Origin of the sequence: Pseudomonas sp. PS01299 (genome assembly GCF_029960145.1) — a bacterium.
GTDB classification, from domain to species: Bacteria; Pseudomonadota; Gammaproteobacteria; order Pseudomonadales; family Pseudomonadaceae; genus Aquipseudomonas; species Aquipseudomonas putida_A.
The window spans coordinates 1-17,412 of record NZ_JASCPO010000123.1; the positions used below are offsets into that span (position 1 = coordinate 1).

Genomic DNA, 17,412 nt, shown 5'->3' on the forward strand with positions numbered 1-17,412 from the left:
CGCTCCCACAGTCGACTGCGTTCAGTCAGCGGGAACGCGGTCAACTGTGGGAGCGGGCTTGCTCGCGAAGGCGGCTTGTCAGGCGAAGAAAGACTTCACCTGAAGCATCAAGCGCCGTGGCACTTCTTGAATTTCTTGCCGTTGCCGCATGGGCAAGGGTCGTTGCGGCCGACGTCTTTCAGGGCGTTGCGCACCGGTTCCTGGTGGGCGTGGCCGCAGTTCGGGCCGTGGACATGGCCATGATCGTGATCGTGATCGTGATGATGGTCATGATCGTGGTTGCAATCAGGGCCATGGACATGAGGTTGCTGAGTCATCGGTTGTGCTCCGGAATTAAATCGGCGGGGATTATCACGCCATTGCGCTCCAGGTGCACGTAGTGGGCGATGAATAAACCGGTTTCCATCTCACCCTGCAATCGATAGGGCACCTGCTGGTGCTGACTTTTCAGCATTTTCACCACGTCCTTGACCCGCGGCCACAGGTTGGTGCGGATCGGTATCCGATAGAACGCGCTGCTTTTCGGCCCTACCGTGATCCAGTGTTCATGCTCGCCTTCGGCAAGCAACAGGTCTGCCAGATGAATGCGATATTCCATGCCGCGCACCGTCAGGTCGCTGTCGTTTGGGTTGTCGATGCGAAAGTGCAGGATGAATTTCTGTTCGAGCAGCTTGGCCCGCACCACCTCGACTTTTACCAGGTGCACGGCGGGGTCGACGCTGTCGTCGCTGAACCATGAGGCGCAACCGCCGAGGTTCAGGATCAGCATCAATAACAAGCCATGCAGTGTGCGACAGTGACCGAGCATCGAAAAAACTCCCTTTGTGCCCCAGTCTAGTCGGCACTTCCCTTTATGCGCCGAAATACCCCGCACAGCACTTCTTGAACTTCTGCCCGCTGGCACACGGGCACGCGTCATTGCGCCCCAGCTTCAACTGCACGGTCGGGTCGATGAAGTACCAGCGCCCGGCGTTTTGCACGAACGAGGAGCGCTCGCGGTGGCTGTGTTCGCCCTGGCTGTCGTGCCAGCGCGCGGTAAAGGTGACGAAGGCATGCTCGGGTTGGCCGCCGAACACTTCCGAGCTTTCGACCTCAAGGCCGAGCCAGGTGCTCTGCGCGCTCCAGGCGCTGATCGACTGGCGATCCAGACCGGCCTGCTGGGCGGGCAGGGTGGTGGCCACCAGATAATCGATCAGCCCCAGCACGTAGGCGCTGTAGCGCGAACGCATCAGCGCTTCGGCGCAAGGCGCCGGGTGGCCTTCGTGATAGTGGCCGCAGCAGGCCTCCAGCAGGTTGCCGCTGCCGCACGGGCAAATGGCTGTACTCATTGCATTACCACCAGTATTTGCCGAAGTTTTCCGGATTGGCCCAGAATCGCGAGTTGAGCCAGTCGGGGACTTGTTTGTAGTCAAGCAGATCATAGGTGAACAGGGTCAGTACCTGATCGTCACGCTGGAAGCGTTCACTGGCCTGCAGCGCCAGCGAGTAGAAATCGGTTTCCTGCCAGCCGCTGGCCGGCAGATCCGCCAGCACTGCAATGCGGCTGGCGTTGAGGTTGCGAATCCCGCCCAGCAGATTCAAGCCGTCACGCTTGGGCAGGTGCTCAAGGCAATCGACCACCAGCGCCAGGTCGAAGCGCCGCGCCGCGAGTTCGGCGGGCAATGCACCGGGTGCGGCGTGGGCCACGCAGGTGTCTGGATGTGCCTGCTTGAAAGCGGCGAGCGCCGGAAATTCGCTGGCGCCGATCAGCAGCAGACGCGCCGGGGCATAGCGATCCAGTAAAGCGGCCAGCGCCTGTTGCGGCGTGCGCGAAGAAATGGCGACGTTCATCGAAGCTCCTCAATCAGATCGCCAAGACTAGCGCGCCAGACGGATCCGGCCTAGACCCCGATTTGCCGCGGGCGGCAAAAGTGCCGAATCCCTGTGAACACGGTCCCAAATGCCAGTGGCCTATTGCTGGCGGAGATTAAAACTCCGGTCTTTACTCCGTGAATCGGTTCTAAGCCGATCCCTCAGGAGAAAACCAGATGAGCATAGTTCGGACAGCATTACCTTTGATTCTGCTAACCAGTGTGTTGACTGGTTGCGCAGGTTTGCAGAAAACCGACTGGCCGACCTGTGCGGCGGTCGGTGGTGTAGTCGGTGCCGGTCTCGGCGCGACGGAAAGTTCGGCGTGGGCCGGTTATGGCGCGCTGGTGGTCGGTGGTACGGCAGCCGCCTATTGCTGGGTGCACGGTGATGGCGACGAAGACGGCGATGGTGTGCCGGACAGTCGCGACAAGTGCCCGCACACGCCTAAAGGCGTGCAGGTCGATGCTGACGGCTGCCCACCATCTGCCCCTGCGCCAGTGGTAGAAGAGGCCGTTGTGGTCAAGGAAGAAACTATCGTCATTCGCGATGTGCACTTCCAGTTCGACAAAGCCACCCTGACCGGCTCCGACAAACAGGTGCTGGATAAAGTCGCCACGCGCCTGAAACAAGAGTCGTCCACGGCGCAACTGACCGTGACCGGCCACACCGACAGCGTCGGCAGCGATGCCTACAACAAAAAACTGTCGGATCGCCGTGCGCACTCGGTGGTGGAATACCTGATCCAGCAGGGTGTGCCGCGTGCCAGCTTCGTTTCGGTCTCGGGCATGGGTGAAAGCCAGCCAGTGGCGGATAACAAAACCGCAGACGGTCGCGCACAGAACCGTCGTACCGAAATCAAAATCGTCCGCTAGCCCCTCTCGCATCCGCGGCTTGTGCAGTCGCGGATGCGGGTCTTTACTCCTGTGTAACCGGTATGGGCCGGTGACACAGGAGCTTTCACAATGACTGTTTTCTCAAGGTCCGTCTTGCCGGTGCTGCTGCTGGGCAGCCTGCTCACCGGTTGCGCCACTCATAGCGATGGCGATGCCCCCCTCAATCAACGTACGTGGCCGATCTGCAGCCTGATCGGCGGGCTGGTCGGTGGCGGTCTTGGCGCCATTGAAAGTGGCGGCTGGGCCGGTGGCGGTGCGGCGTTGGGGATTCTGACTGGCGGGCTGATCTGTTATGCCCAGGATGGCGATGAAGACGGCGATGGCGTGTTCGACCGCCGCGACCGTTGCCCTGACACCCCGGCCAATACCCCGGTCGATCATCGCGGCTGTCCGCTGCCGCAATATCCGGTCACTGCAAAAGCTCCCGAACCTGCGCCGCAATCGGAAGTCATCACCCTCAGCGATGCCGGTAATGTGTTGTTCGATTTCGACAAGTCGGATCTGACCCCGGCCGCCAAGGCCCAGCTCGATACGCTGATGGACAAATTGCGCAACGCCGACGTGGTCAGCATCAAGGTCATCGGTCATACCGACAGTAAAGGTTCGGACGCCTATAACCAGGCACTGTCGGAACGACGCGCCAGCAGCGTGGCGGCGTACCTGCTGAGTCAGGGCCTGGCGCCGGAAAAACTGACCAGTGAAGGACGCGGCGAGAGCGAGCCGGTGGCTGACAACGCAACGGACGAGGGACGGGCAAAAAACCGTCGGGTGGAGTTGCATATCAATCGCTAGGACTTGTCTGTAGTCCGCAGGCTAGAGCTGCCGGTCGACGATCGTCGTCGAACCGGCAGCGATCCGACGACTGACAAATGTTTTTTCTTTTGCCCCTCTGGCTTATCCCCCGCGTAAGCCGTTACTGTGCGCCCAAAGAATAATTCCGACACGGGGGAGCGTATGAAGGTTTTCTGGGGGCTGGGGCGTTTGCTGACCCTGCTGTTCTGGTGCGTGGTGGTGGTCAATCTGCTGCTGCCGTTTGTGCATCCGCTGCATGCGCTGGTCAATCTGGCCGGTGCCTCGCTGCTGGCGCTGCATGTGCTGGAGTTGCTTTTCTCGCGCCTCAAAGGGCGTCCCAACCCGTGGCGCGACCGTCTGCGCATCCTGCTGTTCGGCGTTTTTCACCTGCAAACCATCCCGGCCCCGGCCGCTCCGGAGGCTTCTTCCCATGCGTAAACTTTGCCTGCTCGCTGCACTCATCAGTCCTCTGGCCTGCGCCCAGGTGGTCAGCGTCGAAACCAACTCCCTGATGCGTTTGCCCAACACCGCCAGCACCTTGCAGCTGGAACGGCTGGACGTGGCGGACTATGGCACCTTGCTGATTCCTGCCAATGTGACCGAGCTGACCGTCGGCGAATTGCGCCTGGGCCATGAAGCGCGCATCGCGATCGTCCCGAGTGAACAGGCGCTGGACATGAAAGTCATTCGTGCCGAACTGTCCGAAGGCAGCCTGATCACCGCACGCGGTGCGCCGGGTACCTATGAAAAAGCCGCCCGTGCCGGGCGTAATCTGAATTTGCAGTTCAAGGCACTGAACGCGCCAAAACTGTTTGTCGATGCCCGTGGCGGCACCGGTGCACCGGGTTTCGTCGGCCTGGATGGCGGCAACGGCGAAGATCCGGGCTGCACCTGGGGCGCGGCCGGTCATGGTTTTGACGGCAGCAATGGTAGTGACGGCCAGCCGGGCGCACCGGGTGCGTTGGTGCGTCTTGAAGTGCCGCGCGAGTTTCCGGCCGAGCTGATCAAGGTCAACGTTGCGGGCGGCGCCGGTGGTCCAGCGGGTGTTGGCGGTAAGGCGGGCAAGGGCGGCCAGTCCAAGGGCTGCCTGGTGTATCGCGCCGATGGCGGCAAGAACGGCAAGGCCGGTGCGGATGGTCAGCCTGGGCCGGTGGGTGCGGCGGGGGCGGTGACTGTGCAGCGCCTCTGAATAACAGCACTGTTCACAATTGAGGTGAGGGGATTTATCCCCGATGGGCTGCGAAGCAGCCCACTCCAGATACCGCGTTTCTTCAGATTGAACGCGTCAGCTGATTTGGGGCCGCTTCGCGCGCCATCGGGGATAAATCCCCTCACCACAAAAGTGTTCACAGCGCAAAAAATGGGGTGGGTCAGAACATCGGCCGCGCCGCGGCAATCGCCACCAGCACCAACCCGACGATCAAGTTGATCCCCACCACCCGGCGAATCCGACCCAGCACCGCCGCGCCCGCCGGCCAGTCCTTGGCTTCCACCGCTTTACGCAATTCCGGCAGCATCAAACCCTGAATCCGGATGAACAGCGCCGTCATCACCACGTATAGCCCGATCATCACTTGGACGTACTTCGGCGCGGTCTCGAAACCGACCTGCTGTAAATGCAACATGCCCACGCCGCTGATCGGCAACAGGATCACCGCGACCCAGACCCAGCGGAAAAAACCTTGAAACACTTCCACCCACAAGGTCAGGCGAGCAGGGCCGTCGAGAGCCTTGACCGCCGCCGGGCGCAGGACCATCCAGGCGAAAAACATGCCGCCGACCCAGACCAGGGCGGACAGGACATGCAGCGGATAAACGAGGCTAAAAGGTGTCATTGGGGCACTCCGTTCTGCGCGGGATTAATTAGCGGGGTATGATAGCCGCCATCCGAAACCACTGAAAATTTATCCAGCGTTTTTAGCGCCCGACAATCAATGATCAGCACTGAACTCAAAACCACGATCCAGGGCGCCTATTCGCGTTTTCTTGAAGCCAAGAGCCTCAAGCCGCGTTACGGCCAGCGCCTGATGATCGCTGAAATCGCCAAAGTCCTCGGGGATATCGACACCGACGACGAAGGCCGGCGCAGTGGCGACCCCGCGATTGTCGCGGTGGAAGCCGGCACCGGTACCGGCAAGACCGTGGCCTACAGCCTGGCGGCGATCCCGACGGCGAAGCTGGCCGGCAAGCGCCTGGTGATCGCCACCGCGACCGTGGCCCTGCAAGAGCAGATCGTCTACAAGGACTTGCCCGACCTGATGCGCAACAGCGGGCTGAACTTCAGCTTCGCGCTGGCCAAGGGCCGTGGTCGCTACATGTGCCTGTCCAAGCTCGACATGCTGCTGCAGGAAGGCCACGCGCAAACCGCCACCGCCCAGCTGTTCGAAGAAGAAGGCTTCAAGATCGAGGTCGACGAGGCGAGTCAGAAGCTGTTTACCAGCATGATCGAGAAGCTCGCCGGCAATAAATGGGACGGCGACCGCGACAGCTGGCCCAACGCGCTGGAAGACGCCGACTGGGCGCGCCTGACCACCGATCACAGCCAGTGCACCAATCGCCACTGCCCGAACTTCGGCCAATGCGCTTTCTACAAGGCGCGCGAAGGCATGGGCAAGGTCGACGTGATCGTCACCAACCACGACATGGTGCTGGCTGACCTCGCTTTGGGCGGCGGCGCGGTACTACCGGATCCGCGTGACACCATTTACGTGTTCGACGAAGGCCATCACCTGCCGGACAAGGCCATCGGCCACTTCGCCCACTACACGCGCCTGCGTTCCACCGCCGACTGGCTGGAAACCACCGCGAAGAACCTCACCAAATTGTTGGCCCAGCATCCGTTGCCGGGCGATCTCGGCAAGCTGATCGAGCAAGTGCCCGAGCTGGCGCGCGAGATCAAGACCCAGCAGCAGTTCATGTTCACCGCGTGCGAGCAGATTGCCGATTTCAAACCCGGCGAAGACGTCGAAGGTCGCGAGCGGCCACGCCATCGTTTCGTCGGCGGGGTGATTCCCGAGCACATGCGCGAAATGGGCATCGAGTTGAAAAAAGGCTATTCGCGGCTCAACGATCTGTTCACCCGCCTGACCGACCTGCTCAAGGAAGGCATGGACGGCGAGGTCAACATCGGCATCGCCAGCAATCAGGCCGAGGAGTGGTATCCGCTGTTCGGCAGCCTGTTGTCGCGGGCGTCGGGCAACTGGGAATTGTGGACTGCATTTACCGCCGAAGACCCGGAAGACAGCCCGCCGATGGCGCGCTGGCTGACACTGGCCGAGAGCGGTTCGCTGTTCGACATCGAGGTCAACGCCAGCCCGATTCTCGCCGCAGAAACCTTGCGCCGCAGCCTGTGGAACGTGGCCTACGGCTGCCTGGTGACCTCGGCAACCTTGACGGCACTGGGCACTTTCGACCGGTTCCGCATGCGTGCCGGTCTGCCGAAAAAAGCGGTCACTGCCGTGGTGCCGAGCCCGTTCCATCATGCCGACGCCGGCGTGCTGCGGGTGCCGGATCTGAAGGCCGACCCACGCGACGCCGCTGCTCACACCGCGGCGATCATCCGCGAGTTGCCGGATCTGGTCGAAGGCTCGCGCGGCACGCTGGTGCTGTTCTCCTCGCGCAAACAGATGCAGGACGTGTTCGATGGCCTCGACCGCGACTGGCGCAAGCAAGTGTTCATTCAAGGCAACCTGTCGAAACAGGAAACCCTGAACAAGCACAAGGCGCGGGTCGATGGCGGCGATTCCAGCGTGCTGTTCGGTCTTGCCAGTTTCGCCGAAGGGGTGGACTTGCCGGGGGCGTACTGCGAGCACGTGGTGATCGCCAAGATCCCGTTCTCGGTGCCGGACGACCCGGTCGAGGCGGCGCTGTCGGAGTGGATCGAGGCCCGGGGCGGCAATCCGTTCATGGAAATCTCGGTGCCCGATGCCTCGCTGAAACTGGTTCAGGCCTGCGGGCGTCTGCTGCGTACCGAAGAGGACCGCGGCACCATCACCTTGCTCGATCGGCGCCTGGTCACCCAGCGCTACGGCAAGGCGATCCTCAATGCGTTGCCGCCATTCCGTCGTGAAATATCTTGAGACAACGGTGGGCAGTTTTGCCCGCCGCGCTGTCTATCTCTCTGCCATGCTTTTCCATTGGCCTTAGTTGGTCGTTAGGGAGAACTCCGTTCTTATGATTCGCCGTTCGTTGCCTGCCGTATTCGCCTTGATTTTCGCTGCCCCGTTACTGGCGGCGCCTGCGGGTCAGCAGACCCTGTTCAACTTCGTCCGTCCTGCCGACGTGGTGAAAGTCGTCACCGAAAACACTGACCTGCCACAAGCCAACGCCGAGCAAACCCCTGAAGGTGAAGTGTTGCGCCGAGTGACGTTCAACCCGGTAGCCCGTCCGACCCTGCGCCTGACTCCGCAAACCGGCGCCTGGGACTGGTCGCAGTCGGGCATGATGAGCCTGCGTCTGCAGAGTGCAATGAACTGGGCCGTGACGGTCTATGTGCAAATCCAGAGCAACAACGGCCAGACCCTGACCAGCCGCGTCGACCTGCCGGCCGGCCCGGCGCAAACCCTTTTGGTGCCGCTGGTGGCGACTTCGCCACTGAGCCAGGGCATGAAGGCCGGGCCGCCGATGCCGATGACCGTCGATGGCCAGCGGATTCTGCTGGCCAGCAGCAGCGGTGAGCTGGACCGCAGTCAGGTGGTGTCGGTGAGCCTGTGGATGGATCAGCCGAAAGCTGCGCAGAGCCTGCTGCTCGAGCGTTTCGGCGTGCAGGACGGCGATGCTGTGACCCAGGCCGTCTACGGCAATCTGGTGGATGCCTACGGTCAATCGACCCGCAGCAAATGGCCGGAAAAAGTCAGCAACGACGAACAACTGAAATCCGCCGCCGCCAAGGAACAGCAACAGCTGAAGACCTGGTTGGCCGAGCGCGAAAAGTCTTCGCTGGACAAGTTCGGCGGCTGGAACAAAGGCCCGGCGTTCAAGGCCAGCGGCTTTTTCCGCACTGAAAAACGTGACGGTCGCTGGTATCTGGTGACCCCTGAAGGACATCCGTTCTATTCGCTGGGGGTCAACACCGTCAGCCCGCAGGTCAACCAGACTTACGTGGCCGGGCGTGAGTGGATGTTCGAATCCCTGCCCAAGGCCGACGAGCCGCTCGCCAGCCATTTCGGCGAGGGCGACAACCGTGGCGGCAACGGTGCCGATCAGGGCCGTGGCTATGGCAACGGGCGCTGGTACGACTTCTATGGCGCCAACCTGCAGCGGGTTTACGGCGAGCCCTGCAAACCGGACAGCGATACCAAGGCCGGAATTGCTGAAGCGGCCAAGGCTGGTGCGGTTGAAGAAACCGCAGTAAGAGCTGCCGAGCCTGTGCCAAAGTCAAACGAGGCGAAGGCCGGTGTCGCCGCAGCGGCGAAAACAGACGCCGTAGCGACGACTGCTGAAAAGGCTGCCGATCAACCCGTCGCTGCGCCGTGCAAGGCCACGGTCGATCAGCAGAAGTGGGCCACGCACACCCTCGATCGCCTGCAGGCCTGGGGTTTCAACACCGTCGGCAACTGGAGTGCCGACTCGCTTGCCGACGCCGAACGGGTGCCGTACACCTTGCCGCTGTCGATCGTCGGCGACTACACCAGCATCAGCACCGGCAGCGATTGGTGGGGCGGCATGCCTGACCCGTTCGACCCGCGTTTCGCCATGGCCACCGAGCGTGCTGTGGCCATTGCTGCCCGCGATCATCGTGATGATCCGTGGCTGATCGGCTACTACGCCGACAACGAACTGGCCTGGGCCGGCCCCGGCGACGACCCGCAGTCGCGCTACGCCCTGGCCTACGGCACATTGAAAATGACCACCGACGTGCCGGCCAAGCGCGCATTCCTCAAGCAACTGCGCGACAAGTACCGCAACCAGGCGGGCCTGTCGAAAGCGTGGGGCATTGATCTGCCGGCGTGGGAATTGATGGAAGACCCGGGTTTCGTGCCACCAATGCCGAATCCGGAGCACCCGGAAATCGAAAACGACTTCAAATACTTCCAGAAAGTGTTCGCCGACACCTACTTCAAAACCATCTCCGATTCGCTGAAATGGCACGCGCCGAATCAGTTGCTGCTCGGCGGCCGTTTCGCCACCAGCACTCCGGAAGCGGTGGCGTCCTGCGCGCAGTATTGCGACGTGTTGAGTTTCAATATGTACACGCTGAAACCACAGGACGGCTATGACTTCGCCGCTCTGCGCGCGCTCGACAAACCGGTACTGATCACCGAATTCAACTTCGGCTCCAGTGATCGTGGCCCGTTCTGGGGTGGCGTGACGCAACTGGCGCGGGAAGAAGATCGCGGCCCGGCGTATGCCAACTTCCTCAAACAGGCGTTGAGTGAGCCGTCGATTGTCGGCGTGCACTGGTTCCAGTATCTGGATCAACCGGTGACCGGGCGTCTGCTCGATGGCGAGAACGGGCACTTCGGCCTGGTGGGGATTACCGATCTGCCGTATCAGGGCTTTGTCGAGGCGGTACGCAAGAGCAACCTGCAGGCAGTTGATCAGTTGGGCAAAGAGGCTGAGAAGGCCGCGGCCGCCGCCGGTCATGAAGCGGAGGGCGGGCGCAAGGGTGAAGCTGGCAAAGGCCCGGGGGCCGGGCATGCGGGTGGGCATTCGGGTAATGGTCATTAAGGTTCAGACCGCGTTATCGTTTTTCGCGAGCAAGCTCGCTCCCACACTGGATCTCTGCCACACCAAAGAATCTCTGTGGGAGCGAGCTTGCTCGCGAAGGCGTCAGCCGCGTCACCGCATCATTCAACCGTCCGGCCCGCAGCTGTTCCCAAATCCCTCAAGGGCTGGAACAATGCGGGCCACTTTGTAGAGCGTTTTCGCGGGGGAGTTGCGGGTGCAGATTCAGGGACATTACGAGCTTCAATTCGAAGCGGTGCGCGAGGCTTTCGCGGCACTGTTCGACGATCCCCAGGAACGCGGCGCAGCCCTGTGCATCAAGGTCGGCGGAGCAACCGTCCTCGACCTCTGGTCCGGTACGGCCGACAAGGATGGTACCGAAGCCTGGCACAGCGACACCATCGCCAACCTGTTTTCCTGCACCAAGACCTTTACCGCGGTCACCGCATTGCAACTGGTGGCCGAAGGCAAACTGCAACTGGATGCACCGGTTGCCCGCTACTGGCCGGAATTCGCGGCTGCCGGCAAAGAATCCGTCACTTTGCGCCAATTGCTCTGCCATCAGGCCGGTCTGCCGGCCCTGCGCGAGTTGCTGGCGCCCGCTGCCCTTTACGAATGGCAAACCATGGTTGATGCCCTCGCGGCCGAAGCGCCGTGGTGGACGCCGGGTACCGGCCACGGTTATGCCGCCATCACCTACGGCTGGCTGGTCGGCGAGTTGCTGCGTCGCGCTGACGGTCGTGGGCCGGGCGAGTCGATCGTCGCCCGCGTCGCCAAGCCGCTGGGGCTGGATTTCCACGTCGGCCTGGCTGACGAAGAGTTTCACCGCGTGGCGCATATTGCTCGCGGCAAGGGCAACGTCGGCGATGCCGCGGCCCAGCGCCTGTTGCAAGTGACCATGCGCGAACCGACCGCCATGACCACTCGCGCCTTCACCAATCCGCCGTCGGTGCTCACCAGCACCAACAAACCGGAATGGCGGCGCATGCAGCAGCCGGCCGCCAACGGTCACGGCAACGCGCGCAGCCTGGCCGGTTTCTACGCCGGTTTGCTCGACGGCAGCCTGCTTGAAAGCGAAATGCTCGAAGAGCTGACCCGCGAACACAGCTACGGCGAGGACAAGACCCTGCTGACCCGCACCCGTTTCGGTCTGGGCTGCATGCTCGATCAACCGGACATGGCGAACGCCACCTACGGCCTCGGCCCGCGGGCGTTCGGTCATCCGGGGGCGGGCGGTTCAGTGGGTTTTGCTGATCCTGAGCACGATGTCGCGTTCGGTTTTGTGACAAATACCCTTGGGCCGTACGTCTTGATGGATCCGCGTGCGCAGCAACTGGCGCGGGTACTTGCCACTTGTCTGTAAAGCTTTACATGAGGTTCCAGGGTTGGAACCAGATCCGGTTTTTCGATTCAAAGCGTCAGTTTATCCGGGCAAAAGAGCTCTGATTTTTCATTACTTCACTTTGTGGATTTTCAATGTCATCCAAAAAAACTCTCGCCCTGGCCCTGTGTGTTGCGATCACCGGTTGTGCACAGACTCCTAAAAACGATGCGGACGGCGGTAGCTGGTGGCCGTTCGGTTCCTCCGACAAAGTGGCGGCCAAAGAGCCGGCCCCAGCCCCGGCTCCTGCCGCAGCCCCGGCGCCGCTCAAACCTGCCGCGACCGCACCTGTGGCCAAGACTGAAAGCAGCAGCCACTGGTACTGGCCGTTCGGCGGTTCCGATGATGCGGCGGCCAAAGCCGAGGTGAAACCCGAAGTCAAACCCGAAGCCAAACCGGCGGTAGTGGCCAAGGCCGATGCCGACACCGGCACGAAGTGGTGGTGGCCGTTCGGCGGCAAGGATCAATCGACTGCCAAAGTGGTGCCGATGCCTGACCCGAAAGTCACCCAGGCCTGGCTGGATGACTACGAGCCACGTCTGCGTGCAGCGATCAAGGACAGCAATCTGCAACTTGAGCGCCGTGACAACGTGCTGGTGGTGATCGCGCCGGTTGAAGGCTCGTTCAACCCGAAGCGTCCAGCGATGCTGCTGCCGGTGACCCTCAGCCCGTTCACCAATGTCGCGAAAATCCTCGAAGCTGACCCGAAAACCGCAGTCCTGGTGCTTGGTCACAGCGACAACACCGGTGCCGCGCCGGCCAACGTCAAACTCAGCCAGGAGCGCGCCCAGTCCGTAGCGGCGATCTTCCGCTTGAGCGGCTTGCAGCGTGATCGCCTGATGCTGCGTGGCATGGGTGGCGATGCCCCGCGTGCGGCCAACGACAGCGCCGAAGGCCGTGCCCTGAACCGTCGCGTCGAACTGCTGGTGACCCCGCAGAACACCATGGTTGCGCTGCTGAGCAAGTACAACATGCCGGCGCCGGCACCGACCACGATGCTTGCCGCACAGGACGTCAAGCCTGCAGCCAAACCGGTAACCCCGGCGCCGGCAGCGGCGAAAGCTGCGGTGCCTGCGAGCAAAAAGGCACCAGCGAAGAAAGCGGCGGCCAAGGCACCTGCGAAGAAGGCGGCAACCAAGGCTCCGGCGAAAGCTCCTGCCAAGAAAACCGCTCCAGCCAAAGCAGCAACGGCTGACAAGAAAGTCGCCGCCACCGATACTGCCAAGCAGTGATCCGCTAACGAAAAGGAATGCGCCATGACCCAGGCTCTGGCAGATATGCGTCGTGATTACACCCGGGACGGACTGACCGAGGCGCAAGCCCCGGGCGAGCCGTTTGCGCTGTTCCACCAATGGTTTGCCGACGCGGTAAAAACCGAACAGGCACCGGTGGAGGCCAACGCCATGACCCTGGCCACGGTCGATGCGGACGGTCGACCGCATTGCCGCATTCTGCTGCTCAAGGGCCTGGACGCGCAGGGCTTCACCTTTTTCACCAACTACGACAGCGCCAAGGGCCAGCATCTGGCGGCGAATCCTTTCGCGGCCATGACATTTTTCTGGCCAACCCTGGAGCGCCAGGTGCGCATCGAAGGGCGGGTGGTCAAGGTCACGCCGCAAGAGTCCGACGCGTATTATCAGGTGCGACCGCTGGGCAGCCGGCTCGGCGCCTGGGCCTCACCGCAGAGCCGGGTGATCAACGGGCGCGGCGAGCTGGAAGATCTGCTCAAGGCGACTGAACAGCGCTTCAGCGACACCCAGCCCGACTGCCCGGAACATTGGGGCGGTTACCGCCTGCTGCCTGAGCGCATCGAGTTCTGGCAGGGCCGTCCAAGTCGTCTGCACGATCGCCTGAACTACCGTCAGCAGGGCGCCAACTGGATTCTTGAACGTCTGGCGCCCTGAGCAGTCTACCGAGCGGGATAGCCTGCCGCAGCGGCCTCAAGCCACTTCGGCAGGTCCCGACGCTTGATCTTCTGCACGCGGGCATCGGCCAGTCGTTCCAGCATGAAGGCGCGTTTGTCTTCATCCTTGCCCGCCAGCGACAGGGCCAGATCACGATCCATCCAGAGTTTGATCCGCACGTACAGCCACCAATGGAAGTACAGACCGGCGACGGTGGTGACGAAAATGATCAGGTAATCCATGAAAATCCTTGGGTCGGCAGGGCGGATTGAGCGATTTGGCGCTACTGTTGGGTGAGTTTGCAGGTGCCTGTACCGGGCCTGAATAAAATCAAGTTTATCCGGGCTGCGTCGTGACAGGCGTCAAGCAGCGGGGTTTAATGAACACATGTTCTTTTGGAGTTGATGCTATGCGTAAGTCTGTTCTGCTGGTTGCTTCCTTTTCCACGATGGCGATGTTGCTGACCGGCTGCCAGTCGAGCCTGACCGGTGACTCCTACTCCCGTGACGAAGCGCGTCGTGTGCAGACGATTCGCATGGGCACCATCGAATCCCTGCGTCCGGTGAAAATCGAAGGCACCAAGACCCCGATCGGCGGCGCTGCAGGCGCAGTGGTCGGCGGTGTCGGCGGCAGCGCCATCGGTGGCGGCAAAGGCAGCATCGTCGCGGCGGTCATCGGTGCTGTGGCCGGTGGTCTGATCGGTTCCGCGACTGAAGAAGGCCTGACCCGCACCCAGGGCGTGGAAATCACCGTGCGCGAAGACGACGGCAGCATGCGCGCCTACGTGCAACAGGTTCAGGAAAACGAAGTGTTCCGTGTTGGTGAGCGCGTGCGCATCTCCACCGTCGGTGGCACCAGCCGCGTTTCGCACTAAGCGGCAACGAGCGGTAAAGAAAAACCCCGATCAGGTGACTGGTCGGGGTTTTTTGTTTGTTTCAATTCGACTGCTTAGTGCTGGGCACAGGTACCCATAAAATACTCCAGACCCTTTGGGAAGCTGACTTTCAGCAGGACCTCCAATGCGCTTACTTGATCCCGGCTCAATAACAACTCTCCAGGCTCCAGTTCGTTAAGTGGCTTGGATTCAATGAGCTGTGCAACCTTTTCATTCATTTCGCTACCGTTGATATCCATTTCAAACTGTAGCGAGCTGTCTTGGAATTCGTCAGGGTAAAACCCGGTTATTGAAAGGTAACGCATGTTTTAGTCCCTTAATTTCTAGAGGTTCTTCTATCCGGCTCGGCAGGCCCGGTTTGTTCACCAGTAATATGATTGAACTCACCCAAATGAGTGGTTCCCAGTTTGTCGTATTTTTCTACAGCATTGCTTTTGTAATCCCATTCATAGATCCGACCTTTGCGGTCTACCCAGCGTGCTCGCCGCTTTCCTCCACCCTGAACCGATGACTTGGACTTCACTCTGACTGCATCAGGAAACGCAGGTAGCGTCTTCGGGTGGTCGTAGTAGGCATGGTCGCGAGCTCGACTGAGCACAATGTAAACCGGCCGAATCCCCGAATCCGCCGGAAACACCAGAATGAAATCCCGATACTCCGGCGGATAAACCGGATTCACCAGAATCCCGTCCGCCGCTTTCGTTGGTGGGTACACCCAGATATGCGGTGCCTGCGGAGCGGCCTCCAGCGCGGGGATGCCGAGGATGTCGGAGCCGTCCACGGCGGGCGTCCAGATCAGTTCGATGCCTTCGCCGAGGTCTGCGACAAAGCGGTTATCGCGCGCGGTGAACTGCACGACATCGACCATTTCCCAGTCGCGATTCTTGCCGGTGTAGAAACCATAACCCTTGAGGCTGCCGTCGGCCTGTTGTTCGACATGTAGGCGCACGCGGGTTCGAGCCTGTCTGAGGGCGAGCAACTGGTCTTCGGTGTAGAGGGCGCTGTCGCCCAGGTTCGATGGCATGAGCAACGCCACCAGCCCGACCAAAGGGGTCACAACGGCGGCGGAAGCGATGGCGGGCAATGCCTTGAACGCCTCACCCGCAAGGGCGAAGGTGCCCAGGCCTGCCGGGATGGCAGTGCCGCTGATTTTCTTGAGTGGAACGCCGCCGCTGTCATCGGCTTCACGGCCGCCGAGCAGGACCAGATCTCCGTAATCTTTCAGGCTGTCGGTGGGTACCATCCCCGAAGAATTCGAGTAATCGATGATCGCGTCCGGCAACTTGCAGGACTTGACGAACACGCACCCGGCGCGTACGGGATCAGGCTTTTTCGCCGCAACCGCTCGACTGCGCTCGAAAGCCTCCTGTCGCGCCAGCATGGCGTCGTATGCATTTTGTCGGGCGTCGCGCTCGGCCAGTTCAGAGGCCGTCATGTAGCGCCAGGTGACGTGATGACCGTCGCCCGCCGGCGGGTTGGGGACCCGGGGAATGTCCTTGTTGCGAGCCACTGAGCGTCCTTTCGTTCATCCATCGACAACCCTTCTAAAGGGCTGTGCGACGTTAACGAAGCGGACAAATGCTGGCTGTAGGACGGATCTTTGATTAAGTGCGGATTGTTCGCTATTTGTCAGGCAGGGGGGCGAGCAGGCCGCTTCAGTTCAAAGAACGGGGGGATAGGTTCTGCGCAATTACAGCAAAAGCCTGATACCCATTTGCCCAGAACCTGGCAGTTGGTGGATGAATTGAGCCTCAGCTGTATCTGTGAGCCTTGCCGGTTTTTTCCTATGCTGGGGGACTGAGCCTGTGACAAGGCTACTCCTGCCCGACTCAACGAGAGCATGACCATGAGCGACAACCGCCAGTGGGCCCGCGAAGCCATCCGCATCATCGAAGCGGACTTCCAGCGCAGCGCCGACACCCATCTGATCCCCTTGCCGCTGCCAGGTTTTGCGGGAATTGAGCTGTACTTCAAGGACGAATCCAGCCATCCCACCGGCAGCCTCAAACATCGTTTGGCGCGGTCGTTGTTCCTGTATGCGTTGTGTAACGGGTGGCTCAAACCCGGCGCGCCGGTGATCGAGGCGTCAAGCGGTTCGACGGCGATTTCCGAGGCGTATTTCGCGCGCATGCTCGGTTTGCCGTTCATTGCGGTGATGCCGGCGACCACCTCGAAAGAGAAGATCGCGCAGATCGCCTTCTACGGTGGTCAGAGCCATCTGGTGAAAGATCCGACGCAGATTTACGCCGAATCCGAACGTCTGGCCCGCGAGCATGGCGGCCACTTCATCGACCAGTTCACCTACGCCGAGCGGGCCACCGACTGGCGGGCGAACAACAACATCGCCGAGTCGATCTTCCAGCAGATGCGTTTCGAGAAACACCCGGAACCGAGCTGGCTGATTTCCAGCCCCGGCACCGGCGGCACCACCGCGACCCTCGGTCGTTATGTGCGTTACCGCCAGCATTGCACCCGGGTGCTGTGCGCCGACGCCGAGCGCTCGGTGTTCTTCGATTATTACCAGACCGGAGACGCGAGCCTGCGTCTGGACTGCGGTTCGCGGATCGAAGGCATTGGCCGGCCTCGGGTGGAAGCGTCGTTCCTGCCCAAGGTTATCGATGCGATGGTCAAGGTGCCCGACGCCTTGTCGCTGGCGGCCATGCATTATCTGGCGCAGCGTCTGGGACGGCATGTCGGCGGGTCGAGCGGCACCAACCTGATCGGCGCGCTGATGGCGGCGCAGCAGATGAAAGCGGCGGGGGAGTCGGGGTCGATCGTGGCGATTCTGTGCGATGGCGGCGAGCGCTATGCCGACACCTATTACGATCAGGCCTGGCTGAAGGCGCAGGGCTATGAGCTGGAGGGATTGATTGCGGCGGTGGCGGCGAGTGCCGAACGGGGTGAGCTGCTGCCAACCACAGTGCTGCGCGCAAATATCTAAAGCCAGACTCGGAAACCAATGTGGGAGCGGGCTTGCTCGCGAAGGCGCTGTGTCAGTCAACATTGTCGTCGACTGACACAGCGCCTTCG

At 61.4% G+C, this 17,412-nt stretch carries 19 protein-coding genes; 11 read left to right on the plus strand and 8 right to left on the minus strand.

Annotated elements, in window-relative coordinates; all coding sequences use genetic code 11:
- Positions 1-107: 107 nt before the first annotated feature.
- Genes QMX91_RS19745 through QMX91_RS19760 form a run of 4 tightly spaced genes read right to left on the minus strand, consistent with a single transcriptional unit; the run spans position 108 to position 1,830 of the window.
- Positions 108-317 (minus strand): SEC-C metal-binding domain-containing protein, encoded by a 210-nt coding sequence (locus QMX91_RS19745; RefSeq protein WP_018607772.1) that lies wholly within the window; start codon positions 315-317, stop codon positions 108-110.
- Entirely contained in the window at positions 314-808 is a 495-nt protein-coding gene (locus QMX91_RS19750; protein ID WP_027614355.1) for an LEA type 2 family protein, read from the minus strand. Before QMX91_RS19750 ends, QMX91_RS19745 begins: the two co-directional genes overlap by 4 nt.
- Before the next feature lie 43 nt (positions 809-851).
- Positions 852-1,328, minus strand: a complete 477-nt coding sequence (locus QMX91_RS19755) for a YchJ family protein (RefSeq protein ID WP_027614356.1) — start codon at positions 1,326-1,328, stop codon at positions 852-854.
- 4 nt (positions 1,329-1,332) lie between these two features.
- A complete protein-coding gene (locus tag QMX91_RS19760) occupies positions 1,333-1,830 on the minus strand; it encodes a DUF6231 family protein (protein WP_027614357.1) in 498 nt (165 codons plus the stop codon).
- Positions 1,831-2,027: 197 nt separating this feature from the next.
- Here QMX91_RS19760 and QMX91_RS19765 point away from each other — a divergent pair, with 197 nt between their 5' ends.
- The 4 genes from QMX91_RS19765 (at position 2,028) to QMX91_RS19780 (ending at position 4,725) form a co-directional block, all read left to right on the plus strand.
- Positions 2,028-2,723, plus strand: a complete 696-nt coding sequence (locus QMX91_RS19765) for an OmpA family protein (protein WP_282413226.1) — start codon at positions 2,028-2,030, stop codon at positions 2,721-2,723.
- Between the two features lie 90 nt (positions 2,724-2,813).
- Positions 2,814-3,536, plus strand: a complete 723-nt coding sequence (locus QMX91_RS19770; RefSeq protein WP_098967548.1) for an OmpA family protein — start codon at positions 2,814-2,816, stop codon at positions 3,534-3,536.
- A gap of 162 nt (positions 3,537-3,698) precedes the next feature.
- Positions 3,699-3,974: a DUF1145 domain-containing protein gene (locus QMX91_RS19775; protein ID WP_027614360.1), complete on the plus strand. Its 276-nt coding sequence runs from the start codon at positions 3,699-3,701 to the stop codon at positions 3,972-3,974.
- Entirely contained in the window at positions 3,967-4,725 is a 759-nt protein-coding gene (locus QMX91_RS19780; RefSeq protein WP_098967549.1) for a hypothetical protein, read from the plus strand. Before QMX91_RS19775 ends, QMX91_RS19780 begins: the two co-directional genes overlap by 8 nt.
- Positions 4,726-4,906: 181 nt before the next feature.
- Here QMX91_RS19780 and QMX91_RS19785 read toward each other — a convergent pair whose 3' ends face one another.
- Positions 4,907-5,371 carry a DUF2269 family protein gene (locus QMX91_RS19785; protein WP_095138445.1) on the minus strand — a complete coding sequence of 155 codons (465 nt, stop codon included), beginning with the start codon at positions 5,369-5,371 and terminating at the stop codon, positions 4,907-4,909.
- Positions 5,372-5,470: 99 nt separating this feature from the next.
- Between QMX91_RS19785 and dinG the strand changes: the two genes are divergently transcribed.
- The 5 genes from dinG to pdxH all read left to right on the plus strand — a co-directional run bounded on the left by dinG (position 5,471) and on the right by pdxH (position 13,487).
- Positions 5,471-7,615 carry an ATP-dependent DNA helicase DinG gene (gene dinG, locus QMX91_RS19790; RefSeq protein ID WP_003222341.1) on the plus strand — a complete coding sequence of 715 codons (2,145 nt, stop codon included), beginning with the start codon at positions 5,471-5,473 and terminating at the stop codon, positions 7,613-7,615.
- Between the two features lie 94 nt (positions 7,616-7,709).
- Entirely contained in the window at positions 7,710-10,205 is a 2,496-nt protein-coding gene (locus tag QMX91_RS19795; protein WP_282413227.1) for a beta-galactosidase, read from the plus strand.
- Between the two features lie 214 nt (positions 10,206-10,419).
- Positions 10,420-11,565, plus strand: coding sequence for a serine hydrolase domain-containing protein (locus tag QMX91_RS19800; protein WP_282413228.1), 1,146 nt, complete (start codon positions 10,420-10,422; stop codon positions 11,563-11,565).
- 113 nt (positions 11,566-11,678) lie between these two features.
- Positions 11,679-12,815, plus strand: coding sequence for an OmpA family protein (locus QMX91_RS19805; protein WP_135295098.1), 1,137 nt, complete (start codon positions 11,679-11,681; stop codon positions 12,813-12,815).
- Positions 12,816-12,839: 24 nt separating this feature from the next.
- Positions 12,840-13,487 carry a pyridoxamine 5'-phosphate oxidase gene (gene pdxH / locus QMX91_RS19810; RefSeq protein WP_098967557.1) on the plus strand — a complete coding sequence of 216 codons (648 nt, stop codon included), beginning with the start codon at positions 12,840-12,842 and terminating at the stop codon, positions 13,485-13,487.
- Between the two features lie 5 nt (positions 13,488-13,492).
- Here pdxH and QMX91_RS19815 read toward each other — a convergent pair whose 3' ends face one another.
- Entirely contained in the window at positions 13,493-13,729 is a 237-nt protein-coding gene (locus QMX91_RS19815) for a hypothetical protein (protein ID WP_282413229.1), read from the minus strand.
- Between the two features lie 167 nt (positions 13,730-13,896).
- Here QMX91_RS19815 and QMX91_RS19820 point away from each other — a divergent pair, with 167 nt between their 5' ends.
- Positions 13,897-14,361 (plus strand): glycine zipper 2TM domain-containing protein, encoded by a 465-nt coding sequence (locus tag QMX91_RS19820; RefSeq protein WP_007969461.1) that lies wholly within the window; start codon positions 13,897-13,899, stop codon positions 14,359-14,361.
- A gap of 74 nt (positions 14,362-14,435) precedes the next feature.
- Here the strand turns inward: QMX91_RS19820 and QMX91_RS19825 are convergent, their stop codons facing one another.
- The gene (locus tag QMX91_RS19825) at positions 14,436-14,687 is read right to left on the minus strand and encodes a pyocin S6 family toxin immunity protein (RefSeq protein ID WP_027614368.1); all 252 of its coding nucleotides are present in this window, start codon (positions 14,685-14,687) and stop codon (positions 14,436-14,438) included.
- 11 nt (positions 14,688-14,698) lie between these two features.
- On the minus strand, positions 14,699-15,892 hold the full coding sequence (locus QMX91_RS19830) for an S-type pyocin domain-containing protein (protein WP_282413230.1): 1,194 nt from the start codon (positions 15,890-15,892) through the stop codon (positions 14,699-14,701).
- A 330-nt stretch (positions 15,893-16,222) separates the two neighbouring features.
- Here QMX91_RS19830 and QMX91_RS19835 point away from each other — a divergent pair, with 330 nt between their 5' ends.
- A complete protein-coding gene (locus QMX91_RS19835) occupies positions 16,223-17,323 on the plus strand; it encodes a PLP-dependent cysteine synthase family protein (protein ID WP_282413231.1) in 1,101 nt (366 codons plus the stop codon).
- Positions 17,324-17,412 lie beyond the last annotated feature (89 nt).